The organism is Amycolatopsis sp. NPDC045836 (assembly GCF_056431745.1).
The window spans coordinates 75,273-99,956 of sequence record NZ_JBWKKF010000022.1; the positions used below are offsets into that span (position 1 = coordinate 75,273).

24 protein-coding genes and 2 tRNA genes are annotated in these 24,684 nt (G+C 71.3%); 17 read left to right on the plus strand and 9 right to left on the minus strand.

Annotation, left to right across the window (positions count from 1 at the left end; genetic code table 11):
- Positions 1-52 precede the first annotated feature (52 nt).
- Both AC07EG_RS32510 and AC07EG_RS32515 read right to left on the minus strand, forming a co-directional pair.
- Positions 53-1,360 carry a M20/M25/M40 family metallo-hydrolase gene (locus tag AC07EG_RS32510; RefSeq protein ID WP_478257059.1) on the minus strand — a complete coding sequence of 436 codons (1,308 nt, stop codon included), beginning with the start codon at positions 1,358-1,360 and terminating at the stop codon, positions 53-55.
- On the minus strand, positions 1,353-2,180 hold the full coding sequence (locus AC07EG_RS32515) for a M55 family metallopeptidase (protein WP_478257060.1): 828 nt from the start codon (positions 2,178-2,180) through the stop codon (positions 1,353-1,355). Before AC07EG_RS32515 ends, AC07EG_RS32510 begins: the two co-directional genes overlap by 8 nt.
- A gap of 169 nt (positions 2,181-2,349) precedes the next feature.
- On the opposite strand from AC07EG_RS32515, the gene AC07EG_RS32520 reads away from it, so the two are divergent.
- Genes AC07EG_RS32520 through mptB form a run of 5 tightly spaced genes read left to right on the plus strand, consistent with a single transcriptional unit; the run spans position 2,350 to position 9,342 of the window.
- On the plus strand, positions 2,350-4,179 hold the full coding sequence (locus AC07EG_RS32520; protein ID WP_478257061.1) for an ABC transporter substrate-binding protein: 1,830 nt from the start codon (positions 2,350-2,352) through the stop codon (positions 4,177-4,179).
- A 12-nt stretch (positions 4,180-4,191) separates the two neighbouring features.
- The gene (locus AC07EG_RS32525) at positions 4,192-5,220 is read left to right on the plus strand and encodes an ABC transporter permease (RefSeq protein ID WP_478257062.1); all 1,029 of its coding nucleotides are present in this window, start codon (positions 4,192-4,194) and stop codon (positions 5,218-5,220) included.
- Positions 5,217-6,131: an ABC transporter permease gene (locus AC07EG_RS32530; RefSeq protein ID WP_478257063.1), complete on the plus strand. Its 915-nt coding sequence runs from the start codon at positions 5,217-5,219 to the stop codon at positions 6,129-6,131. Before AC07EG_RS32525 ends, AC07EG_RS32530 begins: the two co-directional genes overlap by 4 nt.
- The gene (locus AC07EG_RS32535; protein WP_478257064.1) at positions 6,128-7,807 is read left to right on the plus strand and encodes a dipeptide ABC transporter ATP-binding protein; all 1,680 of its coding nucleotides are present in this window, start codon (positions 6,128-6,130) and stop codon (positions 7,805-7,807) included. Before AC07EG_RS32530 ends, AC07EG_RS32535 begins: the two co-directional genes overlap by 4 nt.
- A gap of 14 nt (positions 7,808-7,821) precedes the next feature.
- Positions 7,822-9,342 (plus strand): polyprenol phosphomannose-dependent alpha 1,6 mannosyltransferase MptB, encoded by a 1,521-nt coding sequence (gene mptB / locus AC07EG_RS32540; protein WP_478257065.1) that lies wholly within the window; start codon positions 7,822-7,824, stop codon positions 9,340-9,342.
- Between the two features lie 103 nt (positions 9,343-9,445).
- Here mptB and AC07EG_RS32545 read toward each other — a convergent pair whose 3' ends face one another.
- Complete coding sequence (locus AC07EG_RS32545; protein WP_478257066.1) at positions 9,446-9,853, minus strand: TIGR03668 family PPOX class F420-dependent oxidoreductase; 408 nt, start codon at positions 9,851-9,853, stop codon at positions 9,446-9,448.
- Positions 9,837-10,433: a pyridoxamine 5'-phosphate oxidase family protein gene (locus AC07EG_RS32550; protein ID WP_478257067.1), complete on the minus strand. Its 597-nt coding sequence runs from the start codon at positions 10,431-10,433 to the stop codon at positions 9,837-9,839. The genes AC07EG_RS32545 and AC07EG_RS32550 overlap by 17 nt, the downstream gene beginning before the upstream one ends.
- 124 nt (positions 10,434-10,557) lie before the next feature.
- Here AC07EG_RS32550 and AC07EG_RS32555 point away from each other — a divergent pair, with 124 nt between their 5' ends.
- Entirely contained in the window at positions 10,558-11,343 is a 786-nt protein-coding gene (locus AC07EG_RS32555) for a squalene cyclase (protein WP_478257068.1), read from the plus strand.
- A gap of 10 nt (positions 11,344-11,353) precedes the next feature.
- Here the strand turns inward: AC07EG_RS32555 and AC07EG_RS32560 are convergent, their stop codons facing one another.
- Entirely contained in the window at positions 11,354-12,262 is a 909-nt protein-coding gene (locus tag AC07EG_RS32560) for a S66 peptidase family protein (RefSeq protein WP_478257069.1), read from the minus strand.
- A complete protein-coding gene (locus AC07EG_RS32565; protein WP_478257070.1) occupies positions 12,259-14,208 on the minus strand; it encodes a prolyl oligopeptidase family serine peptidase in 1,950 nt (649 codons plus the stop codon). Before AC07EG_RS32565 ends, AC07EG_RS32560 begins: the two co-directional genes overlap by 4 nt.
- 161 nt (positions 14,209-14,369) lie before the next feature.
- Between AC07EG_RS32565 and AC07EG_RS32570 the strand changes: the two genes are divergently transcribed.
- Positions 14,370-14,945: a DUF3090 domain-containing protein gene (locus AC07EG_RS32570; protein WP_478257104.1), complete on the plus strand. Its 576-nt coding sequence runs from the start codon at positions 14,370-14,372 to the stop codon at positions 14,943-14,945.
- Positions 14,929-15,747: an SCO1664 family protein gene (locus AC07EG_RS32575; RefSeq protein ID WP_478257071.1), complete on the plus strand. Its 819-nt coding sequence runs from the start codon at positions 14,929-14,931 to the stop codon at positions 15,745-15,747. The genes AC07EG_RS32570 and AC07EG_RS32575 overlap by 17 nt, the downstream gene beginning before the upstream one ends.
- Before the next feature lie 249 nt (positions 15,748-15,996).
- On the opposite strand, the gene AC07EG_RS32580 is transcribed toward AC07EG_RS32575, so the two are convergent.
- Positions 15,997-16,800 carry an SDR family NAD(P)-dependent oxidoreductase gene (locus AC07EG_RS32580; RefSeq protein WP_478257072.1) on the minus strand — a complete coding sequence of 268 codons (804 nt, stop codon included), beginning with the start codon at positions 16,798-16,800 and terminating at the stop codon, positions 15,997-15,999.
- Between the two features lie 87 nt (positions 16,801-16,887).
- On the opposite strand from AC07EG_RS32580, the gene AC07EG_RS32585 reads away from it, so the two are divergent.
- The 4 genes from AC07EG_RS32585 (at position 16,888) to AC07EG_RS32600 (ending at position 20,238) form a co-directional block, all read left to right on the plus strand.
- Positions 16,888-17,421 carry a TetR/AcrR family transcriptional regulator gene (locus AC07EG_RS32585; RefSeq protein ID WP_478257105.1) on the plus strand — a complete coding sequence of 178 codons (534 nt, stop codon included), beginning with the start codon at positions 16,888-16,890 and terminating at the stop codon, positions 17,419-17,421.
- 51 nt (positions 17,422-17,472) lie between these two features.
- Positions 17,473-18,276: a DUF3097 domain-containing protein gene (locus AC07EG_RS32590; RefSeq protein ID WP_478257073.1), complete on the plus strand. Its 804-nt coding sequence runs from the start codon at positions 17,473-17,475 to the stop codon at positions 18,274-18,276.
- 76 nt (positions 18,277-18,352) lie between these two features.
- Positions 18,353-18,781, plus strand: a complete 429-nt coding sequence (locus AC07EG_RS32595) for an NfeD family protein (RefSeq protein WP_478257074.1) — start codon at positions 18,353-18,355, stop codon at positions 18,779-18,781.
- A 146-nt stretch (positions 18,782-18,927) separates the two neighbouring features.
- Entirely contained in the window at positions 18,928-20,238 is a 1,311-nt protein-coding gene (locus tag AC07EG_RS32600; RefSeq protein ID WP_478257106.1) for an SPFH domain-containing protein, read from the plus strand.
- Between the two features lie 46 nt (positions 20,239-20,284).
- Here the strand turns inward: AC07EG_RS32600 and AC07EG_RS32605 are convergent, their stop codons facing one another.
- Positions 20,285-21,040, minus strand: coding sequence for an SGNH/GDSL hydrolase family protein (locus AC07EG_RS32605; RefSeq protein ID WP_478257075.1), 756 nt, complete (start codon positions 21,038-21,040; stop codon positions 20,285-20,287).
- Positions 21,041-21,255: 215 nt separating this feature from the next.
- Between AC07EG_RS32605 and AC07EG_RS32610 the strand changes: the two genes are divergently transcribed.
- A tRNA-Arg gene (locus tag AC07EG_RS32610) sits at positions 21,256-21,328 on the plus strand.
- Between the two features lie 14 nt (positions 21,329-21,342).
- Positions 21,343-21,414 (plus strand) — tRNA-Arg (locus AC07EG_RS32615).
- 13 nt (positions 21,415-21,427) lie between these two features.
- Here AC07EG_RS32615 and AC07EG_RS32620 read toward each other — a convergent pair.
- Positions 21,428-21,946 carry a CGNR zinc finger domain-containing protein gene (locus AC07EG_RS32620; RefSeq protein ID WP_478257076.1) on the minus strand — a complete coding sequence of 173 codons (519 nt, stop codon included), beginning with the start codon at positions 21,944-21,946 and terminating at the stop codon, positions 21,428-21,430.
- Positions 21,947-22,258: 312 nt separating this feature from the next.
- Here AC07EG_RS32620 and AC07EG_RS32625 point away from each other — a divergent pair, with 312 nt between their 5' ends.
- From AC07EG_RS32625 to AC07EG_RS32635, 3 genes are read left to right on the plus strand one after another with little or no spacing between them, the layout of a single operon-like run.
- Positions 22,259-22,450 (plus strand): hypothetical protein, encoded by a 192-nt coding sequence (locus tag AC07EG_RS32625; RefSeq protein WP_478257077.1) that lies wholly within the window; start codon positions 22,259-22,261, stop codon positions 22,448-22,450.
- Between the two features lie 34 nt (positions 22,451-22,484).
- Positions 22,485-24,038, plus strand: a complete 1,554-nt coding sequence (locus AC07EG_RS32630) for an MFS transporter (RefSeq protein WP_478257078.1) — start codon at positions 22,485-22,487, stop codon at positions 24,036-24,038.
- A gap of 28 nt (positions 24,039-24,066) precedes the next feature.
- Positions 24,067-24,663: an NADPH-dependent FMN reductase gene (locus AC07EG_RS32635; RefSeq protein WP_478257079.1), complete on the plus strand. Its 597-nt coding sequence runs from the start codon at positions 24,067-24,069 to the stop codon at positions 24,661-24,663.
- The last annotated feature ends 21 nt before the right edge of the window (positions 24,664-24,684 follow it).

The window sequence follows — 24,684 nt, forward strand, 5'->3', positions numbered from 1 at the left end:
CGCAACCAACTCGACCGAAGGGACCAAAACCGCTACGGACGACTCGGGCAGCTCAGCAGTGGGTGAAGAAGTGGTCCAGCACCCGGGTGCCGAAGAGCAGGCCGTCCACCGGGACGCGCTCGTCCACGCCGTGTGCCATGGCGCGGTAGTGGAAGCCCTCGGGCAGCCACAGCGGGGCGAACCCGTAGCACTGGACGCCGAGCTTGGCGAAGGCCTTGGCGTCGGTGCCGCCGCCCATGCAGTAGGGCACCACGACCGCGTCCGGGTCCTGCGCCCGCAGCGCGCCCGCCATGGCGTCGAACCACGGCGAGTCCACCGGCGCCTCGACCGCGGGCTGGTGCGCGACGAACTCCCTGGCGACGTCCGGTCCGAGCAGTTCGTCCACTTTGGCCAGCAGTTCGGCTTCGGTGCCGGGCAGCGTGCGGGTGTCCACCTGGGCGTGCGCCACGCTGGGGATCACGTTCACCTTGTAGCCGGCGTCGAGCACGGTCGGGGTGGTGCTGTTGCGCACGGTCGATTCGACCAGTGCGGCCGCCGGGCCCAGCCGGGCCAGCGTCCCATCCACATCAGACAGGTCCACCGGCACGTCGAGCGCCTTCCCGGTCTGCTCGATGAAGGCGCGCACCGCCGGGGTCAGGTGCACCGGCCACTGGTGCACGGCGATCCGGTGCAGCGCGCCGACCAGCCGGACGACGGCGTTCTCGTGGTTGCGCCGCGAACCGTGGCCCGCCCGGCCGCGGGCGGTCAGCCGCAGGTGGGCGGTGCCGCGCTCGGCCGCGCCGACGGGGTAGAGGCGCACCGTGCGGCCGTCGGCCGCGGGCACGTGGTAGGTGTAGCCGCCGGATTCGCTGATCGCCGCGGCGCAACCGTCGAAAAGGGACGGGTGGCGCTCGACCAGCCAGTGCGCGCCGTAGTCGCCGCGGTCCTCCTCGTCGGCGACGAAGGCGAGCACGATGTCCCGGCGGGGTTTCCGGCCCTCCCTGGCGAAGGTGTCCAATACGGACAGCACCATCGCGCAGAAGTCCTTCATGTCCGTGGCGCCGCGGCCCCAGAGGAAGCCGTCGCGCACCTCGCCGGAGAACGGCGGCACGGACCAGTCGGCGGCGTCGGCGGGCACCACGTCGAGGTGGCCCTGCACCAGCAGTGGCGGCAGCGACCGGTCGCTGCCTTCGACGCGGGCGACGACGTTGGCCCGCCCCGGTGCCGATTCGAGGATCCCCGGTTCCAGGCCCGCGTCGGTGAGCAGGCCCGCTACGTACTCGGCGGCCGCGCGTTCCCCTTCGGAGTCGCCGCCGCCGCGGTTCGTCGTGTCGAACCGCACCAGTGTCGAGAGCACCGACACCACGTCCAACTCAGCCATATTTCCCCTGCACCGCGCCCGCGGCGATCGCGGTGACCACCTTGAACGCCTTCATCGCTTCGGTCATGTCCGGCGCGTCGAAGCCCACCCGGCGGACCCCGACCTGTTCCACCGTAGGGATGACCGCGGTCGCCTGCGCGAGGTGGCTCGCGTCGAACTCGACCTCGATCCGGTGGCCCCGCGGTGACGGCTCGCCGCGACCGGCCCGGCTCATCGCCCGCTGCGCGGCTTCGGCCTGCAGTTCGGCGGTGCGGGCCGGGGGCAGGCAGATGGCCGCGTACCGGCTCACGCATTCCTTGACGGCCACCAGTTCCGCGCCGGGGGCGTAGTCGGCGGCGTCCTCGCAGGTCTTGTCGTCGCCGGTGACCAGCAGCACCGGTACGCCGTACTCGGCGGCGAGCGCGGCGTTGAGCCTGCCCTCGCTGGCGTGCGTGCCGTCGAGCCACACGCCGGTGATCTGGTTCTCCAGGTAGGTGTGGGAAAGCACGCCGTCGGCCCCGGCGCCGGCGTGGTAGCCGAGGAACACCACGCCGTCCACACCGCTGTCGATGCCCTGCATCATCGACAGCGGCTTGTGCCTGCCGGTGAGCATGCGCGCGCGGGGATCGAGGTCCTCCAGCAGCAGGTTCCGCTGCGACGAGTGCGCTTCGTTGACCAGCAGGCCGGTGGCGCCACCGGCGGCCAGCCCGGCGGCGACGGCGTTGACGTCCCCGGTGAACAGTCGCCGGAATCGTTGCCACTGCTCGGTTCCGGGGACCACGTCGTCGGTCCAGGTGACCCCCGTGGCACCCTCCATGTCGGCCGAGATCATGATCCGCATGGGGTTCAACCTAGTGGTCGCCGCAAGTGACGTTCGTCATCGCCACCACCTGCTTGGGTAACGGCTTGGCATGAACGAACGGCAATCGTTGACTTCGGGTGGCCGCGAATGGTTACTTTTCGGCTTCCGGGGACGGGGCTGTGAGCAAGGACGATTGGGGACCGCGAGAATGCGTGCAGTGAGAAGTACCTGGCGGCGGCGCGCGGCCGCGCTCGGCGCCGCCGCGCTGGTGGTGGCCGCGCCGGTGCTGGCCACCGGGCCGGCGCAGGCGCAGCAGCCGACCGTGCTGCGAGTGGCTTTGGTCCAGGCCATCGACCACCTGAACCCGTTCACCGCGAGCTTCGCCTCCACCGCGATGCTGGGCCGGATCTCGTGGGAGTTCCTCACCCTGCCCTCGGCCGAGGACAACCTGCCCACGGCCGGGCTGGCCGAGTCGTGGACGCCGTCGGCGGACGGGCTGACCTGGACGTTCAAGATCCGGGACACGAAGTGGTCCGACGGCACGCCGCTGACCGCGAAGGACGCGGCGTTCACCTTCAACCGGATGATGAGCGACCCGGCCGCGCGTGAGGCGAACGGCACCTTCGTCGAGCAGTTCCAGACGGTGACCGCCACCGACGACCGGACGCTGACCATCACGCTGAAGAAGCCGCAGGCGTCGATGACCGCGCTGGACGTGCCGATCGTGCCGGAGCACATCTGGTCGAGCGTGACCGACATGGCTTCGCCGGAGACCGACACGGTGGCCAAGGTCGGGGTGGGTTCCGGGCCGTTCACCATCACCGAGTACCAGACCAACCAGCTGGTCCGGATGAAGGCGAACCCGAACTACTGGCGGGGTGCGCCGAAGGTGGACGAGCTGCAGTTCGTCCGGTTCGACAACGCCGACGCCGCGGTGAACGCGCTGATCAACGGTGAGGTGGACCTGATCAACCGGCTCACCCCGACGCAGTTCGACTCGCTCAACGGCAAGCCGGGCATCACCACGAACAAGGCGGTGGGCCGCCGGTACGACGAGCTGCTGATCAACCCGGGTGCGCAGAACTTCGACCGGCAGCCGATCGGGGACGGGCACCCGGCGCTCAAGGACGTGCGGGTGCGCAAGGCGATCGCCCGGGCGATCGACCCGGCCACCATCATCGACAAGGTGCTCGGCGGGTACGGCGAGGCGCCGGGCGGCATCGTGCCGGCGATGTTCAAGACCTACCACTACGAGCCGGGGCCGGCCGAGAAGTACACCTTCGACCTGGCCGCCGCGAACGCGGCGCTGGACCAGGCGGGCTACCCGAGGGGCGCGGACGGGGTCCGCGTCGGGCCGGACGGGCGCCGGCTGGAGCTGCGCTTCACCGGGCACGCCACCCGCGACTACGACCAGCGCGTGGTCAAGTACGTCTCGGGCTGGCTGGGTGAGATCGGCATCAAGGTGATCGAGAAGCTGGTCTCGGACAACGAGGTGGACGAGTCCACTTCGGCGGGCAACTACGACCTGGCGCTTTCGGGCTGGGGCACGAACCCGGACCCGGACTACATCCTGGCCAAGCAGACCTGCGCGGTGCTGCCCGCGACGGCGGGCAGCACGAGCAGCAACGCCTTCTTCTGCGACGCCGAGTACGACCGGCTGTACGCGTTGCAGGCCGCGGAGACCGACATCACCAAGCGCGCCGAGTACGCGAAGCAGGCGCAGGCCCGCTACTACGACCAGGTGCCCAGTGTGGTGCTGGACTACAAGAGCGCGCTGGAGGCGTACCGCTCGGACAAGTTCTCGTCGTTGACCAAGCAGCCCGTGGCCGATGGCGCGCTGATGGAGCAGAGCGGGTACTGGAGCTTCTACGGTGCCGTGCCCGCCGGTGAGGACGCGGCGGCGGCCGGTGAGTCGGGTGGCCTGCCGACCGGGGCGTGGATCGCCATCGGTGCCGGTGCGGTGCTCGTGGTGGTGCTGATCGGCGTGGTGGTGTCGCGGCGCGGCGGGTCGGCGGGCGCCGACGACGACAAGGAATAGGAGCGAGGTGCGTTGACCGGAGCGGTCTCGACGGCCACGGGCACCGAACTGCCCGACCCGGACGAACGACGCGGGGGTACCGGGACCCTCCGGTTCCTCGCGGGCAAGATCGGTGCCGGGCTGGTCAGCCTGCTGCTGGTGGTGGTGCTGGGGTTCCTGTTGTTCCGGATGATCCCCGGTGACCCGGTCACCACGATGACCAGGGACCGGCCCACCAGCCCGCAGCAGCTGGCCGAGCTGCGCGCGCGGCTCGGGGTGGACAAGCCGATGCTGCAGCAGTTCTTCGACTACTTCGGCGGGCTGCTACGCGGTGACCTCGGTACCTCCTACATCTACAACCGGCCGGTGGCGGGCATGATCGGCGAGCGGGTGTGGCCGACCATCCTGCTGGTGGGCACCGCCACCGTGCTGGCGGTGGTGCTGGGGCTGTGGCTGGGCGTGCGGGCGGCGTGGAAGCGCGGCAGTTCGTTCGACCGGGTGCAGACCGGGGTGGCGCTGACGCTGTGGTCGGTGCCGCAGTTCTGGCTGGGCCTGATGCTGCTGATCGCCACGCAGGGGTTGTTCCCGAGCCGGGGGATGACCTCGCCGGACACGCCGCCGGGTTTCTTCAGCGAGCTGCTCGACGTGGCGCACCACCTGACGCTGCCGTGCCTGACCCTGCTGGCGGTGATCTACGCGCAGTACATGCTGGTGATGCGGTCGTCGCTGCTGGAGGAGATGAACGCGGACTACCTCACCACGGCCCGCGCGAAGGGCCTGCGCGACGACCTGGTGCGCCGCAGGCACGCGGTGCCGAACGCGTTGCTGCCCACGGTGACCCTGGTGTTCCTGCAGTTCGGGCTGGTGGTGTCGGGCACGGTCACGGTGGAGGCCGTGTTCTCGTGGCCGGGGCTCGGGTTGCTCACGTTCGAGGCGCTGCGCGGGCCGGACCTGCCGCTGCTGCAAGGGGTGTTCTTGATCTTGGCTGGTTCGGTGGTCGTGATGAACCTGTTCGCCGAGGTGCTCTACCGGGTGCTCGACCCGCGGGTGCGTGCGTCGTGACCGAGTCTCAGCAGACGACGCGGTCGGCGCGGGCGATCGCCTGGCAGCGGCGGGCGGCCGCGGCGGGCGGGGTGTGGCGCGAGTTCGCGAAAAACCGCGGTGGGCTGGCCGGGCTGGCGCTGCTCGTCCTGGTCGTGGTGCTGGCCGTGCTGGCGCCGGTGATCACCGATCCGGCGGGGCTGGACGTGACCAAGGCGCCGGGCAGGCCGTTGCAGCCGCCGAGCGGGGAGTACCTGCTCGGCACCGATGTGGACGGTCGCTCGGTGCTGCTGCTGACCTTCTGGGGTGCGCGGGTGTCGTTGCTGGTGGGGCTGGCGGCGACGGTGCTGTCGGTGCTGATCGGCACGATCGTCGGCATCGCGGCCGGGCACTTCGGCCGGTGGGTGGCGCGGATCCTGTTGCCGTTCACCGACTTCTTCCTGGTGCTGCCCTCGCTGGTGCTGGCGATCGCGTTGTCCAGCGTGCTGCCGAGGGGGATCCCGACGATCATCGTGGCGGTCGGGGTGACCTCGTGGCCGACGACCGCGCGGCTGGTGCGGGCGCAGACGCTGACCGTGGAGAGCCGTCCGTACATCGAGCGGTCGAAGGCGCTGGGCGGCGGGCACCTGCACGTGATCGGCAAGCACGTGCTGCCCGCGGTGATGCCGCTGGTGCTGGCGAACACCACGCTGGTGGTGGGTGGTTCGATCATCGCCGAGTCCACCCTGTCCTTCCTCGGGCTGGGTGACCCGAACAACGTTTCGTGGGGTTCGATGCTGCAGACCGCGCTCAGTTCCGGTGCGGTGAGCGGGGGTGCCTGGTGGTACCTGCTGCCGCCGGGGCTGGCCATCGTGGCGATCGTGCTGTGCTTCACGCTGGTGGGCCGCGCGCTGGAGACCGTGCTCAACCCGCGGCTGAGGGGGGACCGATGAGCGCGCTGCTGGAGATCAAGGACCTCAACGTCACCTATCCGGCGACCGGGGAGGACGTGCACGCGGTGCGCGACGTCAGCCTGCGGCTGGAGCCGGGGGACACCGTCGGGGTGGCGGGGGAGTCCGGTTCGGGCAAGTCGACGGTGGCGATGAGCGTGCTGCGCCTGCTGCCGAAGTCGGCGAAGATCACCGGCGAGATCCGGCTCGACGGCGAGGACGTCACCACGATGAAGTGGGGACGGCTGAGGGCGGTGCGCTGGTCGTCGGCGTCGATCGTGTTCCAGGGGGCGATGCACGCGCTGAACCCGGTGCGGCGGATCGGGGAGCAGATCGCCGAGCCGATCCGGCTGCACCCGGCCGACGGCGGCCCGCTGGGTGACGCGGCGGTGCGCGAGCGGGTCGAGGAGCTGCTCACGCAGGTGGACCTGCCGGTGAGCCGGGCCGGGGCGTACCCGCACGAGCTGTCCGGCGGGCAGAAGCAGCGGGTGATGATCGCGATGGCGCTGGCCTGCCGCCCGCGGCTGATCATCGCCGACGAGCCGACCACCGCGCTGGACGTGATCGTGCAGGCCCAGGTGCTGGACCTGCTGCGGGGGCTGGTCGCCGAGCAGGGCATCGGGCTGATCATGATCAGCCACGACCTGTCGGTGCTGGCGGCGACCTGCGCGCGGATCGCGGTGATGTACGACGGGCAGATCGTCGAGGAGGGCGCGGGCAGGCAGGTGATGGCCGCGCCGCGGCACGCGCACACCCGGGCGCTGGCTTCGGCCTTCCCCACGGTGGGTGATCCGGTGTCGCGGTTCGCCCCGGCGACGGCGGGTGCGCTGCCGCCGGAGCCGGAGTCGCCGGTGGACACGGGGGAGGGGCCGCTGCTGGCGGCCGAGGACCTGCACGTGCGGTTCCGCGACCGCGAGGGCAAGGCGATCAACGCGGTCAACGGGGTGGACCTGGAGGTCCGGCGCAACGAGATCATCGCGCTGGTCGGCCAGTCCGGTTCGGGCAAGACCACGCTGGCCCGCACGCTGATGGGGTTGCAGAAGCCGACTTCGGGGCGGGTGCTGTTCGAGGGCCGGCCGGTGCCGATGACCAGCGCCGGCCTGCGGGCGTACCGGCGGCAGGTGCAGCTGGTGCTGCAGGACCCGACGAGTGCGCTGAACCCCCGTCACAGCGTGTACGAGGCGGTCGCCGAGGGCCCGCGGATCCACGGGCTGGCCGAGGGTGAGCGGGAGATCGTCACCAAGGCGCTGGAGGCGGCCGAACTGCGGCCGGCGGAGCGGTTCATGCAGCGGCTGCCGCACGAGCTGTCCGGTGGCCAGCGCCAGCGCGTGGTGATCGCCGGGGCGCTCGCGCTGGACCCGAAGGTGGTGGTCGCCGACGAGCCGGTGGCCTCGCTCGACGCGTCGGTGCGCGGGGAGATCCTGGCGCTGCTGCTGCGGTTGCGGCGGGAACTGGGGCTGGCCGGGCTGGTGATCACGCACGACCTGGGGCTGGCGTGGAACATCGCCGACCGGGTGGCCGTGATGTACCGCGGTGAGCTGGTCGAGGTGGGCACGGTGGAGGAGGTGCTGCTCTCCCCGCGGCACGACTACACCAAGTCGCTGCTGGCCGCGCTGCCCGGCGGCACGGTGACCCCGGAAGGCGCTGGCGCTGGGTCCGCCGGGGAACGCGGTGTGTAATCTCCTTTGGTGACATGCCGACCACCACAGACCCCGCCGCCGGAGCCGACGCGCTGACCCTCGCGCCGTCGCGCTTCCCGTACCGCACGATCGCGATGGGCACCATCGGCTCGACGCTGCTGATGCTCGCCGCGCTGGGGGCGGGCGGCATCCTGATCCGGGATCCGGTGCTCGGTCACGGTCCGCTGTCGTTCATCCGCTACGGGCACGGCCGGGCACTGGCCACGGCGCTGCTGTACTTCGGCTTCGGCCTGGTGGTGTGGGCGTGGGTGCGGCTGGGCCGGTACGTGCTGGACGGCCGGGTGGGTGCCCGGCCGGTGGTGGTCGCCGCGGCCTGCTGGATGGGGCCGCTGCTGGTCTCGCCGCCGCTGTTCACCCGTGACGTGTTCTCCTACCTCGGGCAGGGCGCGCAGCTGCTCCACGGCAAGGACCCGTACGCCTTCGGCCCGGCCGAGCTGGACGTGCTGCCGGACGTGGTGGTGAACGTGCACCAGCTGTGGCAGACCACGCCGGCGCCGTACGGGCCGTTGTTCCTGCTGGTGTCGAAGTGGGTGGTCGGGCTCACCGGGAACAACATGATCCTCGGGGTGATCCTCACCCGGCTGGTGATCATGGTCGGCCTGGCCGGGGTGCTGTGGTCGATCCCGCGGCTGGTCAAGCACCTCGGCGGGCGGCTGCCGGTCACCCTGTGGCTGGCGGTGGCCAGCCCGATGACGGTGGTCCACCTGGTCGGCGGCCCGCACAACGACCTGCTGATGCTGGGTTTCCTGACCACCGGTGTGCTGGCCATGCTGGAACGCCGTCCGGTGCTGTCGGTGGTGCTGGTCACCGTGGGCATGCTGATCAAGCCGACGGCGGCGGTGGCGCTGCCGTTCCTGGTGTGGATGTGGGCCGCGCAGCTGCCCGGCGGTGGGCCGGTGAAGCGGTTCTTCCGCGCGGTGCTGCCCGCGCTCGGGGTGTTCGTCCCGGTGTTCGTGGTGGGGACCTGGGTTTCGCTGGGTTCGATGAACATCGGCTGGTTCACCGGGATGAGCGCGCCGCAGCTGATCGCGAACTGGCTGAACTTCCCGACCGGGATCGGTGAGGTCTTCTACACCATGGCGCACATCGTGGTGGACGTGCCGCCGTCACCGTTCGTCACGGTGTTCCGGCTGGCGGCCTGGGTGGTGCTGGCGGTGTTCGTGGTGCGGCAGTGGTGGCTGGCCCGCGACGGCGGGAACCAGGCCGTGCTGCGGGCCGCGGCCGCGTTGCTGGCTGTGGCGATCCTCGCGCCGCCGACCCTGCCGTGGTACCTGACCTGGGGTTTTGTCCTGGCTTCGGCGTTTTCGTGGGAGCGCAAGCACCTGGCCGGGGTGGTGGGGGTGTCGGTGTTCCTGGTGCTCGTCTACTACCCGACGGGGGAGCAGGCGCTCTACGACTGGTGGTTCATCGGGGGAGTGCTGGCGGCCAGCGTCTACGCGGCGGCGTCCCTGCTCAAGCCGGACCCGCTGGGCCTGATCGCGGCCTGGCGGAAGCCGGATTCCCTGGATCGCTGAAGAATCCATCGCCGGTGGTCACGGACGGTCACCATTCAAGTGTATAACGACCTATACGCCACCGCTTGAGGCAAAAATTTTGGCTCGGCTACAAAAAACCAGCTCAGACGAAGGACCAGCCTGTCCAGCGGGTGACCGTGGTCGACACGATCGGCCCGGCCGGGGGAGTGTCCCGGTACTGCGGGTACTTCTCACACAGGGCGGCGAGTGCGGTGGGGTGGTCGTCGAGCACGGTGGCGCGGCCGTCGGCGCGGGCCCACCAGAGCCGGGTCCAGTCGTCGGCGTAGTGGTCGGCCAGGAAGCTGACCGCCGGGTTCGCCGCGATGTGCCGCAGTCGCGCCAGGTCGGTGGTGCGCTTGGGTTTGTGGTCGACGGCGAAGCAGATCTCGCCGCCGACCACGGCGAAGGTGACCGGGACCAGGTGCGGGGTGCCGTGTCCGGTGACCGTGCCGAGCCGGGCCACCCGCGCCGCGGTGAACCGGGCGCGGGCGTCCTCAGTGGACAGGCGCATCGCCGGTCCGGTCCGGCAGGGGCAGCGGGAGCGCGGGCAGGCCGTCGATGCTGGCGACGTTGGTCTTCTTGCCCTGGCAGTACGCGTTGAACTCGGCGTCGGTCTTGCGGCCGAAGTACTCGGCGTGCAGGGTGCGTTCTTCGCGGTAGTCCAGGAAGGGCACGGCGAAGCCGCAGCTGTCGCTGATCTTGTCGACGGCCACCAGGATGACCGCGCGCAGGCCGGGGCCGTCGGCGTCGCCGAAGCGGGTCACCAGTTCGGGGAAGCGGGGGTCGTCGCGGAAGACGGGTTCGCCGCGGCCGTGCACGCGCAGGACCTTGGGCGGGCCGGTGAAGGCGCACCACATCAGCGTGATGCGGCCGTTTTCGCGCAGGTGGGCGATGGTTTCGGCGTGGCTGCCGCCGAAGTCGAGGTAGGCGATGGTGTGCTCGTCGAGCACGGTCAGGGTGCCCGCGCGGCCCTTGGGTGAGAGGTTGACGTGGCCGTCGCCGCTCAGGGGTGCGCTGGCCACGAAGAAGACCGGCTGTGCGTCGATGAAGGCCCGGAGGCGGTCGTCGAGGCGGTGGTATTCCTTGCCCATGCCGCCGAGTATGCCGTTAGGGTCCGCTCATGGTGGGTGCTGCGTTGATCTCCTGGCTTTGTGCTGCGGATCCGGCGTTGCGCTGGCAGGTCGAACGGGACGTCGCGGGTGAGCCGCCCGAGGTGTGGGAGGCGACCAGGGCGCGGGTCGCGACCGAGGGGTTCGGGCGCGGCTGCTGGCGAGGCAGGACCCGGGTGGTCAGTGGGCGGGTGGTGCGTACTTCCCGGCGGGGTACGACCCGGCTGGGGAGGAGGGGCAGCCGTGGACGGCGGAGTTGCTGGCGGAGCACGCTCGCTGGGAGTGCGACGGTCTGCCGTGCTGGGGTGGTGAGGTGGACTGCTGCGTCAACGGGTGGGCGTTGGCGAACGGGGTGTGGCTGGGTGCCGATGTCGCGGGGATCGCCGATTGGTTCGTCGGGCACCAGCTGGGTGATGGGGGGTGGAACTGCTGGTGGGTCGAGGGGGCGACGCGGTCGCCGGTCCATTCGACGTTGAATTCGCTGAAGGGGTTGCTCGCGTACGAGGTGGCGACCGGTGGCACGGAGGGGTCGCGGGCGGCGCGGCGGGCTGGTGAGGAGTACCTGTTGGGGCGTGGGTTGTTCCGGCGGTTGTCCACCGGGGAGTCGATCGGGCCGTGGGTGAGCCGGTTCACCTGTCCGTTCCGGTGGCGTTGTGACGTGCTCAACGCGGCTGAGTACTTGCGGGTGGCGTCGGGGCACGACGGGGTGCCGCCGGATCCGCGGCTGGCGGGGGCGGTGGGGTTGATCCGGGCGGCGCGGCAGCCGGATGGGCGGTGGTTGCAGGGTGGGCGGTATCCGGGGCGGGTGTGGTTCGAGGTGGGGGCGGGTGAGCCGTCGAAGTGGCTGACGTTGTCGGGGACGCGGGTGCTGGTGTGGTGGGAGGCCGGTTAGGGCGGGTGTTTCAGGACAGTGCGGGTTGGGTGAGGGTGAGGGTGCCCGCGTCGGTGTCGAGTTGGGCGGGGAGGCCGAGGGCGATGGTGGGTGAGTCGGGGACGTGGCCGATGCCGGCGTTCCAGAGCACGGGGACGCCGAGTGGGCCGAGGCGGTCGAGCATGAGGGCTTTGACGGCGTCGGGTGGGCCGCAGTCTGCCCAGGAGCCGAGCACGATGCCGTGCACGCCGTCGAACCAGCCTGAGCGCAGGAGTTGGGTGAGGATGCGGTCGAGTCGGTAGACGCTTTCGGTGACGTCTTCGAGCAGGGCGATGGCGCCGGTGGCCGGTCGGTGTTCGGGGGCGCCGATGCTGGAGACCAGGAGGCTGGCGTTGCCGCCGACGAGTACGCCGGTGGCGTGGCCGGGGATGAGTGGTTCGGCGCCGGGGCGGGCGAGGTCGAGTGCGGTGGTGGGGTGGAAGAGGGTGCGGTGGAGGTGGTCGGCGGCGGCGGGGGTGAGCAGGGTGCTGCCGACCATGGGGGCGAACAGGGTGGTGAGGCCGAGGTGGGTGCCGACGGCTTCGTGGAGTGCGGTGATGTCGCTGGAGCCGGTGAGGATCTTGGGTTCGGCTCGGCGGAGGGTGTGCCAGTCGATGAGGTCGAGGATGCGCATGCTGCCGTAGCCGCCGCGGGCGGCGAAGACGGCGCGGGTGGCGGGGTCGAGCCAGGCTTGGGTGAAGTCGGCGGCGCGGTCTTCGTCGGGGGCGGCGAGGTAGGGGACGGTGGGGTGGACGCCGCGGGTGTGGGGGCCTTCGCGGACGTCGAGGCCCCAGGTTTTGAGGGTGCGGTGGGCGGTGTCGAGCAGTTCGTCGGGGACGGGGCCGGCGGGGGCGATGAGGGCGACGCGGTCGCCGGGCTTCAGGTGGGGTGGGCGGGTCACGGGCGCAGGTCCACGGGGGTGGTGCCGGGGGTGTCGAAGCCGAAGACCTGGCCGTAGAAGGCGAGTTCGGCTTCGAGGGCGGCGGTGATGGTTTCGGCTTTGCGGAAGCCGTGTTGTTCGCCGTCGAAGGTGAGGTAGGCGTGGGGGATGTCGGTGCCGCGGAGGGCGGCGACGAAGCGGTCGGCTTGTTCGGGTGGGCAGATCTGGTCGTCGAGGCCCTGGAGGAAGAGGAGGGGGCCGGCCAGGGTGGCGGTGTTGTTGATGGGTGAGCGGTCGTGGTAGCGGTCGGCGGTTTCGGGGAGGGGGCCGATGAGGCCGTCGAGGTAGTGGGATTCGAAGTCGTGGGTTTCGCCGCCGTCGGCGGTCCAGCGGTGGAGGTCGAGGATGGGGTATTTGACGGTGGCGGCGCGGAAGGTGCGTTGGGTGGTCATGGCCAGGGCGGAGGTGTAGCCGCCGGCGCTGCCGCCGCGGATGGCGAGGCGGTGGGGGTCGGCGGTGCCTTCGTCGGCGAGTTGGGTGGCGACGGCGACGCAGTCGGTGACGTCGACGATGCCCCATTGTTCGCGGAGTCGTTCGCGGTAGCGCCTGCCGTAGCCGGTGGAGCCGCCGTAGTTGACGGCGACGACGCCGATGCCGCGGCTGGTGAAGTAGGTGAAGTCGAGGTCGAGGACGGGGTGGTTGCGGCCGGTGGGGCCGCCGTGGACGTGGATGAGGTAGGGCGGGAGTTGGTCGTGGGGGCCGGTGTGGTCGGGGTTGGTGGGTGGGTAGAGGTAGGCGGGGATGGGTTCGCCGTCGGGGGCGGTGAAGACGCGTTCTCGGGGGGTGGGGAGGTAGCGGGGGTCGGGGAGGTGGTGGGGGGAGGGGGTTTGGCCGGGGTGGGGGGTGAGGTCGGTGAGGGTGCCGGTGGTGAGGTCGGCGTGGCGGACGGCGGTTTCCCGGCGGGGGCCGGTGGCGAGGCCGGCGATGCCGTTGCCGTGGGGGGCGATGGTGGGGGCCCAGGTGGTTTCGGGGTCGATGGTGCGGACTTGGCGGGTGTGTTCGTCGAGCAGGGCGAGGTGGCCGGAGTTGAGCACGGCGTGTTTGCCGTGGCCGAGTGGGGTGAACCAGGTGAGGCCGAGTTTCCAGAGTGCGCCGCCGAGTTCTTCGGTGACGGGGGCGAGGTTGTGGGTGGTGCCGTCGAGGTGGATGCGGTGGAGGTTCCACCAGCCGTCGGGGTCGAGCAGGGCGAGCAGGGTGGTGGGGGTTTCCCAGTGGAGTTGGCAGACGGCGGTGCCGGGGCCGCCGGCGAGGACGCGGTGGGGGCCGAAGGTGCCGTCGGGGTGGATTTCGGCGAGGCAGAGTTCGGTGGTGTCCCAGGGCATGTGGGGGTGGTTCCAGCCGAGCCAGGCGGCGTGGGTGCCGTCGGGGGCGAGGTGGGGGGCGGTGAGGAAGTGGTGGCTGGTGGTGAGTTGGCGTGGGGGTTGGCCGGTGAGGGGGATGGAGACGAGGTCGCGGGTGATGTCGGTGCGGCGGGGGCCGGTGCTGGTTTCGCGGACGGCCCAGATTTCGCCGGGGCGGCCGGGGCGGAGGTCGCTGTATCGGGTGCCCTGTGGGGTGTGGGGTTCGGGGGTGAGGGGGGTGACTTGGCCGGTGGCGGGGTCGCGGAGGTGGACGCGCTGGTCGTCCCAGTGGGTGAAGGCGATCTTGCCGTCGATGGCGAGCCAGGGTTTGCCGCCGTATTCGTGGACGCGGTTGCGGGCGTTCCAGGGGGCGGGGAGGAGTTCTTCGACGGTGCCGTCGGGGCCGGCTTTGACCAGTGCGACGCGCCCGTTTTCGGTGGGGCGGGCTTCGGCCCACCAGATTTCGCCGTCGACGGCGTCGAGCCACTGGGGTTGGTGGCCGGCGGTGGCGACGTCGGTGGCGGTGATGGGGGATGGCCAGGCTCCGTATGGCGCGATCTCGGGCATCGCGCGAGTTTAGTCACTCTTTGGAGGTGTTCGCGATCTTGTGGTGAAGGGTTTCGGCTGGGTGGGGGAAAGGTCGGGTTTTGGGGTGGCTTGTTCGCCTGGGGCGAAACTCGGGGCGGCGGATGCCGATGATCGGCGGGTGGCTTAGGGTCGTGGTTGTCATGGCTCGTGTAATCCACGTCTTCCGTCAGCCCGACCGGTTCGTCGCCGGGACCGTCGGGGAACCCGGTGACCGCACTTTTTACCTGCAGGCGTCCGAGGATGTGCGCACGATCAGTGTGACCATCGAGAAGCAGCAGGTGGCGGTGCTCGCGGAGCGGCTCGGTTCGCTGCTCGACGAGGTCGCCACGCGCTTCGGTGCCGAGGTGCCGGCGGAGACGCCGGATGAGCTGGTCGATGCGGAGCCGTTGGCGGTGCCGGTGGAGGAGGAGTTCCGGGTCGGCACGATGGGGCTCGGGTGGGATGCCGAGAGCAGTGCGGTGGTGATCGAGCTGCTGGCGGTGACCGAGGGGGAGGTCGACGAGACGGTGGTGCTCGATGACACCGAGGAGGGTCCGGACGCGGTGCGGGTGTTCTTGAGCCCGGTGGCGGCTCGGGCGTTCGCCGAGCGGGCGGACCGGGTGGTCAATGCGGGGCGGAAGCCGTGTCCGTTGTGTGGGGAGCCGCTGGATCCGGAGGGGCACATCTGTCCCCGGCAGAACGGGTACCGGCGTGACGTGGATGTCATCGAGGAGTGAGTTGGCCGATTCGTCTTCCGGTCCCGCGGCGAGGGAGTTGATCGCGCGGGGGCGGATCGCGGTGGAGGGGCGGCTGGTCGACGCGTCGAACGTGACTTTGTTCTGCTCGGTGGAGCTGGACGGGGTCGAGGCGAACGCGGTGTACAAGCCGGTTTCGGGTGAGCGTCCGTTGTGGGATTTCCCGGATGGCACGCTGGCGGGGCGTGAGGTGGCGACGGCGTTGGTGGCCGAGCACACGGGGTTGGGGCGGGTGCCGCCGACGGTGTTGCGGGAGGGTCCGTTCGGGTTGGGGATGGTCCAGTTGTGGATCGAGACCGATGAGGACGCGGAGTTGATCGATGTGCGGTCGCCGTCGGAGGTGCCTGCGGGGTGGCGGGTGGTGTTGCACGCGCACGATCGGCTGGGGGAGCCGGCGGTGCTGGCGCACGCGGATCACCCGGGGATGCGGGAGCTGGCGGCGTTGGACGTGGTGGTGAACAACACCGATCGCAAGGGTGGGCACGTGCTGGCGGGGGTGGATGGCCGGGTGTACGGGGTGGATCACGGGATTTGCCTGCACGCGGAGCCGAAGTTGCGCACGGTGTTGTGGGGTTGGGTCGGTGACGAGCTGGGTGGGGAGATCGCGGAGAAGCTGGCTGCGGTGCCGTCGTTGCTGGAGGGGGCGCTGGGGGCGGAGTTGGCGGAGCACCTGACGCGGGCGGAGGTCGCGGCGGTCGGGACGCGGGCGGCGAAGTTGCTGGCGGACGGGGTGTTCCCGCAGCCGGGTGAGGATTGGCGTGCGGTGCCCTGGCCGTTGTTCTAGGGCGTGTCTGGTGCTGCTCCGGTCCGGGTGATCGGGTCGAACGCGGGTTCGCGGGTTTCCGGTATCGCCCGGTGGGCTTGATCGGCCGCTGGGTGCGCTGCTCAGGGGTCGGCTGCGGTTGGGCCGGCGTCTGTTGAGCGTCTTGTGCGGCTGGAGCCGGGTCGCCGGCGGCCGAGAGTTCGTCGGGTTTTTCTTGGATGGGCCGATCAGGCGCTGCCCCTCACTGGAACGCCTGATCGGGGGGGTGGGTCAGCTTTTGCGCTGGGGGAGTTCGGCGAGGAGCTGGTCGGTGAGGGTGGCGAGTCGTTGGGCGTCGGTGAGGGTGTGGTCGTCGATGTGGACCGGGAGTGGTTTGCGGCCCTGGTAGGCGGTCAGTGCTTCGGTGGGTGGGTGGTCGATGAGGTTGTCGATGGGTTCGATGGCGCGTTCGGGGCTGGTGCCGGCGAGGCGGGCGAGCAGGGTGACCAGGTGGCGGCGGAGGCCGGTGAGTGAGCCCTGGTGGCTGGTGCGGACGAAGCCGGGGTTGAGCAGGACGTGGGGGACGGGGTTGCCGGTGCGGGCGGCGGCGCGCAGGAAGGTGGCGCGGCGGCTTTGGTGGTTGGCGGCTTTCCAGGTGTAGCCGTGTTCGAACTGGGGGTCGGTCCAGTTGATCGCGTCGGCGGGGGCGCCGGGCACGGTGGTGTCGATGATGACCGGGTTGGGGGCGGCGCGCAGGTTGTCGTGGAGTCCGTCGGCGAGCAGGTGGCGGCTGAGGTGGTAGAGGGCGAAGTTGTGTTCGAGGCCTTCGGCGGTGGTGGTGCGGGGGAATTGGGCGTAGGCGGCGGCGAGCACGAGGGCGTCGATGACTGGGTGGCGGTGGCGGAGTTCGGTGAGGACGCGTTGGTTTTCGCTGATCAGGGTGAGGTCGGCGGGGAGGAATTCGCCGCCGCCGAGGGTGTCGAACTTGGTGCGGTTGCGGCCGATGACGACGACGGTGTCGCCGGCGGCGAGTCGTTTGCGGGCCAGTGCGCGGCCGAGGCCGTCGGTGCCGCCGGTGATGACGATGGTTTTCACGGGGGTCCTCCCAGGTGCTTTCCGGAACAACGGTTCCGGATCGTACGGAACGGAACCGTGGTTCCGCAACGCTAGGATGGCCGCGTGATGCGCAGGGATGCCGCGCGCAACCGGGAGCTGGTGCTCGCGGCCGCGGCCAAGGAGTTCGACGAGCGGGGCCTGGACGCCGAGATCCGGGACATCGCCAAGGCGGCCGGGGTGGGCGTGGGCACGGTGTACCGGCACTTCCCGACCAAGGACGACCTCGTCGGTGCGGTGCTGGCGAAGGATCTGGGGGAGTGGCCCGTCATCGTCGAGCGGGCGCTGGCCGCCGAGGACGCCTGGAGCGGGCTCGCCGGTTTCCTCGAGCAGACGCTGGCGACGATGGCGCGGCACAAGGCGGTGCTCGACGGGGTGACCAGTGCCGAGGCCTCTGCCGCGGCGGAGGCGTGCCGGGCGCACCTGGCCGGGGCGGTCGAGCCGATCGTGCGCCGGGCGCACGCCGAGGGCAGCCTGCGCCCGGAGGTGACCGCGGCGGATCTGGGCCTGCAGCTCCTGGCGCTGGGCCGGATCGTGGAGCTGGAGCCGTCGGGGTGGCGGCGGCAGCTGGGTTTTGTGCTCGACGGGCTGCGGGCGCGCTGATCCGGCGTGGCGTCCCCCGCTGGGGTGCGCGGCTGGCTACCGTTGCCCGGCGTGCGCTCCCATTCCTATGACGACGTTCTCGCCGGGCCGCGCAAGCGGGTGATCCCGGAGGTGCCCGCCGAGCCGGGGCTGGTGGTGGAGGAGCCGGGTGGCTTCTGCGGTGCGGTGGTCCGGCTCGAGCACGGCACCGTGGTGCTGGAGGACCGCCACGGCAGGCACCGCGTGTTCCCGCTGAGCCGGGCGGGGTTCCTGCTGGAGGGCAAGCCGGTCACGCTGGTGCCCGCGAAGGCCGCCCCGGCCAGGCCCGTGGCTTCGGCGTCGGGTTCGGTGAAGGTGGCCGGGTTGCGGGCCCGCACCGCGCGTGACTCGCGCATCTGGGTCGAGGGCAAGCACGACGCCGAACTGGTCGAACGGGTGTGGGGGCACGACCTGCGGGTGGAGGGCGTGGTGGTCGAGCCGCTGGACGGGGTCGACGTGCTGGCCGGGCGGATCGAGGAGTTCGGCACCGGCCCGCAGCGGCGCCTGGGGGTGCTGGTGGACCACCTGGTGGCCGGCAGCAAGGAATCCCGCTTGGTGGAAGCGATCCGCGACGAGCACGTGCTCGTCACCGGTCACCCCTACGTCGATGTCTGGCAGGCGGTGAAACCGGCGTCGGTGGGCATCCGGGCCTGGCCGGTGGTGCCCCGGGGGCGGCCCTGGAAGGAGGGCGTCTGCCAGGCGCTGGGCTGGGGTGAGCCGTTCCAGGGGTGGGCGCGGGTGCTGGCCGGGGTGCGCAGCTACCGCGATCTGGAAACGCCGCTGATCGGTGCGGTGGAGCGGCTGATCGACTTCGTCGCGCCACCGCCGGAAGGGTGAATCCGCCACATCACGCGTAGGTCACGTCCAGTCGCTCACTCAGTGTGAAGCCGATCTATCTGCCACCATGTAGGCCATGGCAGCACTCATCTGGTTCGTGGCCGGGTTGGCGCTCATCGCCGCGGAGGTTCTGTCCGGGGATTTCATGCTGCTCATGATCGGGATCGGCGGTCTGCTCGGTGCCGGTTCCGCGCTGCTGACCGACAACGTCTACGTCCAGGTCGCGGTGTTCGCGGTCGCCTCGATCGGCCTGGTCGGCGTGGTGCGCCCGGCGCTCAAGCGCCGTTTCCTGTCCGGGCCGGACCACCGGACCAACGCCGACGCGCTGATCGGCGCCAAGGCCGTCGTGTTGTCCACTGTGGACATCGAAAGCGGGCAGGTGAAGCTGGGCGGGGACGTGTGGTCGGCCCGCTGCTTCACCGAGGGCCAGGTGCTCGAGCCGGGGACCAGGGTCACCGTGGTGGAGATCGCCGGGGCCACCGCGGTCGTGTCGGCTGAGCTGTGACCGGCGGCGTCGCTAAGGTGAGCCGCGCGGCACCGGGCTGAGCGCCGCACCGAACGAAACAAGGGGAGACGAACTTGTCAACCGCAGCGTTAATCGTCGTCGCGATCGTCGTGCTGCTGGTGATCGTCACCGTCGCGAAGGCGATCATGGTGGTCCCGCAGGCTCAATCCGCGGTGATCGAGCGACTGGGCCGGTTCCGCACCGTGGCCTCGCCCGGGCTGAACTTCCTGGTCCCGTTCCTGGACAAGGTGCGGGCCCGGATCGACCTGCGTGAACAGGTGGTCTCCTTCCCGCCGCAGCCGGTGATCACCCAGGACAACCTGACCGTGTCCATCGACACGGTGGTCTACTTCCAGGTCACCGACTCCCGGGCGGCGGTCTACGAGATCTCGAACTACATCGTCGGTGTCGAGCAGCTGACCACCACCACGCTGCGGAACCTGGTCGGTGGCATGAGCCTGGAAGAGACGCTGACCTCGCGCGACCAGATCAACGGCCAGCTGCGCGGTGTGCTCGACGAGGCCACCGGCCGGTGGGGCATCCGGGTGGCGCGGGTGGAGCTCAAGGCGATCGACCCGCCGCCGTCCATTCAGGACTCGATGGAAAAGCAGATGCGCGCCGACCGGGAGAAGCGCGCGATGATCCTGACCGCCGAAGGGCAGCGGGAGTCGGCGATCAAGACCGCGGAAGGGCAGAAGCAGAGCCAGATCCTGGCGGCCGAGGGGGCCAAGCAGGCGGCGATCCTGGCCGCCGAGGCCGAGCGGCAGTCGCGGATCCTGCGGGCCCAGGGTGAACGCGCCGCCCGCTACCTGCAGGCGCAGGGGCAGGCCAAGGCGATCGAGAAGGTGTTCGCCGCGATCAAGGCCGGGCGCCCGACGCCGGAGGTGCTGGCCTACCAGTACCTGCAGACCCTGCCGCAGATGGCGCAGGGCGACGCGAACAAGGTGTGGCTGGTGCCCAGCGACTACGGCAAGGCGCTCGAGGGCTTCGCCCGCTCGCTCGGTGCCCCCGGGGACGACGGGGTGTTCCGCTACGAGCCGCCGGCCTACGACGACGTGGAGAAGCCTTCGGTCGAGGACGACGAGGTGGCCGCCTGGTTCGACACCTCCACCGACCCGAAGGTCGCCGAAGCGGTCCGCGCCGCCGAAGCCGTGGCCCGGCAGGAGGTGCCCAGCCCGCTGACCGCGCCGCGCACCACCCCGCCGGCGCTGGCCGCGCTGCGCGGGGAGAACGAGCCCGCGGCCCAGCCGGAGCCCACCGAGCGGCAGCAGCCGCCGGAGCGGCCCGCGCCCGCCCAGCTGCCGCAGCCGCAACAACCGCAGCAGCCGCAGGCCCGGCCGTTCCCGCAGGCGCAGCCGCCGTACCAGCAGTCGCCGGGGCAGAACCCGCCGAGCGGGCCGTTCCCCGGTCAGGGGCCCGGCACCGGCCCGTACTCGGGCCCGCCGCGCCAGCAGTGACCAACAACGAGGGTGGCTCCCCCGGCGGGAGCCACCCTCGTTGTTTTCAGCAGGGGCCGAGTTCGGGGCGCTTGGGCCGCAGGCCGTCCCCGGAGGATTCGCCCCGCAGCCGCCTGCCCACCCACGGCAGCGCGTGCTCACGCGCCCACTTCAGGTTTTCGCGGCGGCGGGCCCGGGCGGTGGCCGTTTCCGCCGGGGTGAGCCGGGCGCCTTCGAGCGGGTGCGCGGTGCCCAGCGCGTCCAGCACCGCGATCGCCACCTCCTGGTGCCCCAGGGAGTTCAGGTGCAGCCGGTCGGCGGCCCACAGGCGCCGGTCACGCAGCTGGCGCATCGACCACATGTCCACCAGCAGCGTGCCGTGGCGGGCGGAGATCTCGCGGACGAACTCGTTGTAGATCGCGACCCGGCCGCGCATCCGGCGGAACAACGCGTCTTCGACGCCGTCCACGCCGGTGAACAGCACCACCACCGCCCCCGAGGCGGTCAGCCGCGCCACCGCCTCGTCGTAGTGGGTCATCAGCGCGTCGATGTCGACCCGGGGCCGCAGCAGGTCGTTGCCGCCGGCGTAGAGGGTGACCAGGTCGGGCTTGAGTGCCAGGGCCGGTTCGAGTTGCTCGGCCAGGATCGGCCGGAGCAACCGGCCGCGCACCGCGAGGTTGGCGTAGCGGAACTCCTCGTCCGCGGCCGCCAGCACCGCGGCGACCCGATCAGCCCACCCGCGCACCCCGTTCGGTGCCGCCGGATCGTCGTCCCCGACCCCTTCGGTGAAGGAGTCCCCCACTGCAACTAAGCGCTTGCTCACCCGACCATGGTGCCATCCCGCCCGGAAAACCCGTTGCCCCGGGTGCGGCCACCGGGCGAAGATGGAACACACCGGACGAGGAGGAGGGAGCAGGCCATGACCACCACGCGACGGCGAGTCGGGCGCGGTTCCCGAGCCGTCCGGGGCTGAGTTCCCGGTCTTCGCGAAACCGCCCACCGGAGTCCCGGCCGGGGCGGTTTCCTGGTTTCACCACTACCCCCGTAGCTCAGCGGAAAGAGCACGTGACTACGAATCACGGGGTCGCAGGTTCAATTCCTGCCGGGGGTGCCCACCACGTTCCGGCCTCTGTGGTCCAGCGGATACGACACCGGCTTCCGGAGCCGGAGACCCGGGTTCGACTCCTGGCAGGGGCACTGGCGAACGCGCTCAACCGGCGCGGTGGCGGTCGCGGTGATCGGCGACGTGCACCCGGGTGGCGCACCTGGTGGTGCAGAAGCGGCGCCTGCCGTTGCGGGAGGTGTCGACGTAGACGGTGGCGCAGCCCGGGCGGGCGCAGGTGCCCAGCCGCCCGGGTTCCTCGCAGACCAGGTGCGCCAGCCCGCCCGCGGTGTAGGCCTGCAACCGCCGCAGCGTGCCCGAGTCCTCGCTGGCGTAGTGCAGGTGCGCGGGCAGCCCGTCGTGGCGGGAGATGAACGGGCGGCACGCCGAATCCGCCAGCAGCCCGTTGACCAGCTCCACTCGTTCGTCCACATCGGACTCGGTGAAGACCGGGCGCAGGCGGTCGCCCCAGCGGGCCGCCGCGGTGGCTTCGGCGGCGCTCAGGCGGCTCAGGCTCATGCCGCACGCGCGCATCATCGCCACCAGTTCCGCGGCCGGGGCGTGCCCGAGGTTGACCAGCCCGGCGGCGACCTGCGCCGCCGGACCACCGTAAGGGTTGAAGTGCACTGACTCATTACAGCACGGTGGGGGCATGCACGCCGAACCATGTCCTCGCTGCGGCTGGCCTGCCGAGGAAACCGCCCCCTCCTCCCGCCACCACACCGGCGACGGCACATTGAGCTACCGGCGCTGCGTCTGCGGCAGCTGGCTGGTCCGCCTCGACGGGCGCCTGGTCGGCGCCACCCGGGAACGCCGGCTGGTGAGAGCGCCCGGGCGGTAGCGGCCCCGGCCGCCCCTAGCCGTCCGTGCCGGGCTGGGTCCGGCGGGCGTAGGCGCGGGCCGCCCGGGCCCGGGATCCTGGCGGCGGGTGAGCCCGCCGTGGCGGTCGCGGTGGCGCTGGTGCTGCTGGGCCCGGGCTGGAACTTCGGCTTGCTCAGCGGGACCGCGATGGTCACCGGCGCCGTTGCGCCGGGGCGCCGAGCGAAGGTGCAGGGCATGGTGGACGTCGCCATCGCGGTCTCCGGCGCCGCCGGTGGCCTGGCCTCGGGAGGCGTTCCCGGAAAAGGTTGACCTCGACTATGGTTTAGGTTCTACCTTCGGCCGCATGACACCGAACGAGCACGCGCCGCCCAGGGCGGGCAGGCGGGAGTGGCTGGGACTGGCCGCGCTCGCCCTGCCCACCCTGCTCATCGCACTGGACATGAACGTGCTGGGCCTGGCCGTCCCGGCGCTGAGCGCGGATCTCCGGCCCACCGGCACCCAGCTGCTGTGGATCAACGACATCTACGGCTTCCTGATCGCCGGTTTCCTGATCACCATGGGCACCCTCGGCGACCGGATCGGCCGCCGGCGGCTGCTGCTGATCGGCGCCGCCGCCTTCGGCGCGGCCTCGGCCGTGGCCGCGTTCTCCGTCAGCGCCGAAATGCTGATCGCCGCGCGCGCGGTGCTCGGCGTCGCCGGGGCCACCCTGATGCCCTCGACCATGTCGCTGATCCGCAACCTCTTCCACGACCCCGCCCAGCGCACCGTGGCGATCTCGGTGTGGATGACCAGTTTCACCGCCGGCAGCGCACTGGGGCCGCTGCTCGGCGCGGTGCTGCTGGAGAACTTCTGGTGGGGCTCGGTGTTCCTGCTCGGCGTGCCGGTCATGTTGCTGTTGCTGGTGCTCGGCCCGATCCTGCTGCCGGAAAGCCGCAACGAGGGCGCGCACCGCGTCGACCCGCCCAGCGTGGCGCTGTCGCTGACCGGCATGCTGGCCACCGTCTACGGGCTCAAGAAGTTCGCCGAATCCGGGTTCGGCTGGACCGCGGCGGCCGCGTTCGCCGGCGGGCTGGCCATCGGCTACACCTTCGTCCGCCGTCAGCGCACCCTGCGTGAACCCCTGCTCGACCTCGGGTTGTTCGCCGACCGCGGGTTCACCACCTCGATCACCGTGCAGACCCTGGCGGTCTTCGGCGTCGCCGGCGGGTTCTTCTTCGTCGCCCAGTACCTGCAGCTGGTGCTCGGGCTGTCTCCGCTGGAAGCCGGGCTGTGGACCGTTCCGTCCACGGTGGCCGGTGTGGTGGGCACCATGCTCGCGCCCGTCATCGTCCGGCGGGTCCCGGCACCGCACGTGCTCGGCGGTGGCCTGCTGCTCGCCGTCGCCGGTTTTGTGCTGCTCACCTTCACCGGGCCCGCCTCGGGCATCGCCGCGGTGGTCACCGGGTTCGCGTTGCTCTCCTTCGGGTTCGGTCCCGCGATGACGGTCACCACCGACCTGATCATGGCCTCGGCCCCGCCCGAGCGCACCGGTGCCGCTTCCGCGCTGTCCGAGACCGGCAGCGAGCTCGGCATGGCGCTGGGCGTCGCGCTGCTGGGCAGCGTCGGCACCGCGGTCTACCGCGCCGGCGTCACCGAGGGCACCCCGGCGGGCGTCCCGCCCGAACTGGCCACCGTCGCCCACGACACGCTCGGCGGCGCGGTCACCGTGGCCGCCGAACTGCCCCGGGGCACCGGCGAGCGGCTGCTCGAAGTCGCCAGGAGCGCGTTCACCGACGGCTTCCACGTCAACTCCTGGATCAGCGCGGTGCTCACCACCGGCCTGGCCGTGCTCGCCGTGGTCCTGCTCCGCCACCTCCGGCCCGCCACCGAAACCCCGGAACAAGCCCGTGTCCCCTGACCCGATCCCTTCACCGGAAGGTGCCGCCGTGTCCGAGCGCTTCGCCATCGCCGTCCTCGTCGCCAGCGTCCGGGAAGGGCGGTTCGCCCCGGTGGTGGCCGACTGGTTCACCGCGCAGGCCGCCCGTCACCCGCAGCTCACCCTCGACGTGGTCGACCTCGCCGAGATCCCGTTCCCCGGCCCGGGACTGTCCGCGCGCCTGGCTGCCGCGGACGGGTTCGTGGTGATCACCCCGGAGTACAACCACAGCTTCCCCGGCCCGCTGAAGATCGCCCTGGACTCCGTCGGGACCGAACTGCGCGGCAAACCGGTCGCGTTCGTCAGCTACGGCGGGCTCTCCGGCGGGCTGCGCGCGGTCGAGGCGCTGCGGGTGGTGCTGGCCGAACTGCACGCGGTCACCGTGCGCGAAACCGTCAGCTTCCACGGCGCCGGCGCGCAGTTCACCCCTGACGGCGAGCCCAAGGACGCCAAGGCGGTCAACGACGCCGCCGCGGTCCTGCTCGGGCAGCTGGTGTGGTGGGGGGGGGGGGGGGGGGGGGGCCCCCCCCCCCCCCCCCCCCCCACCCCCCCCCACCCCCCCCCCCCCCCTACCCCCTCGAACAGCCAGTTGAGGCCCAAATCTTAGGAGTTCTCCACGGCCTCGCGC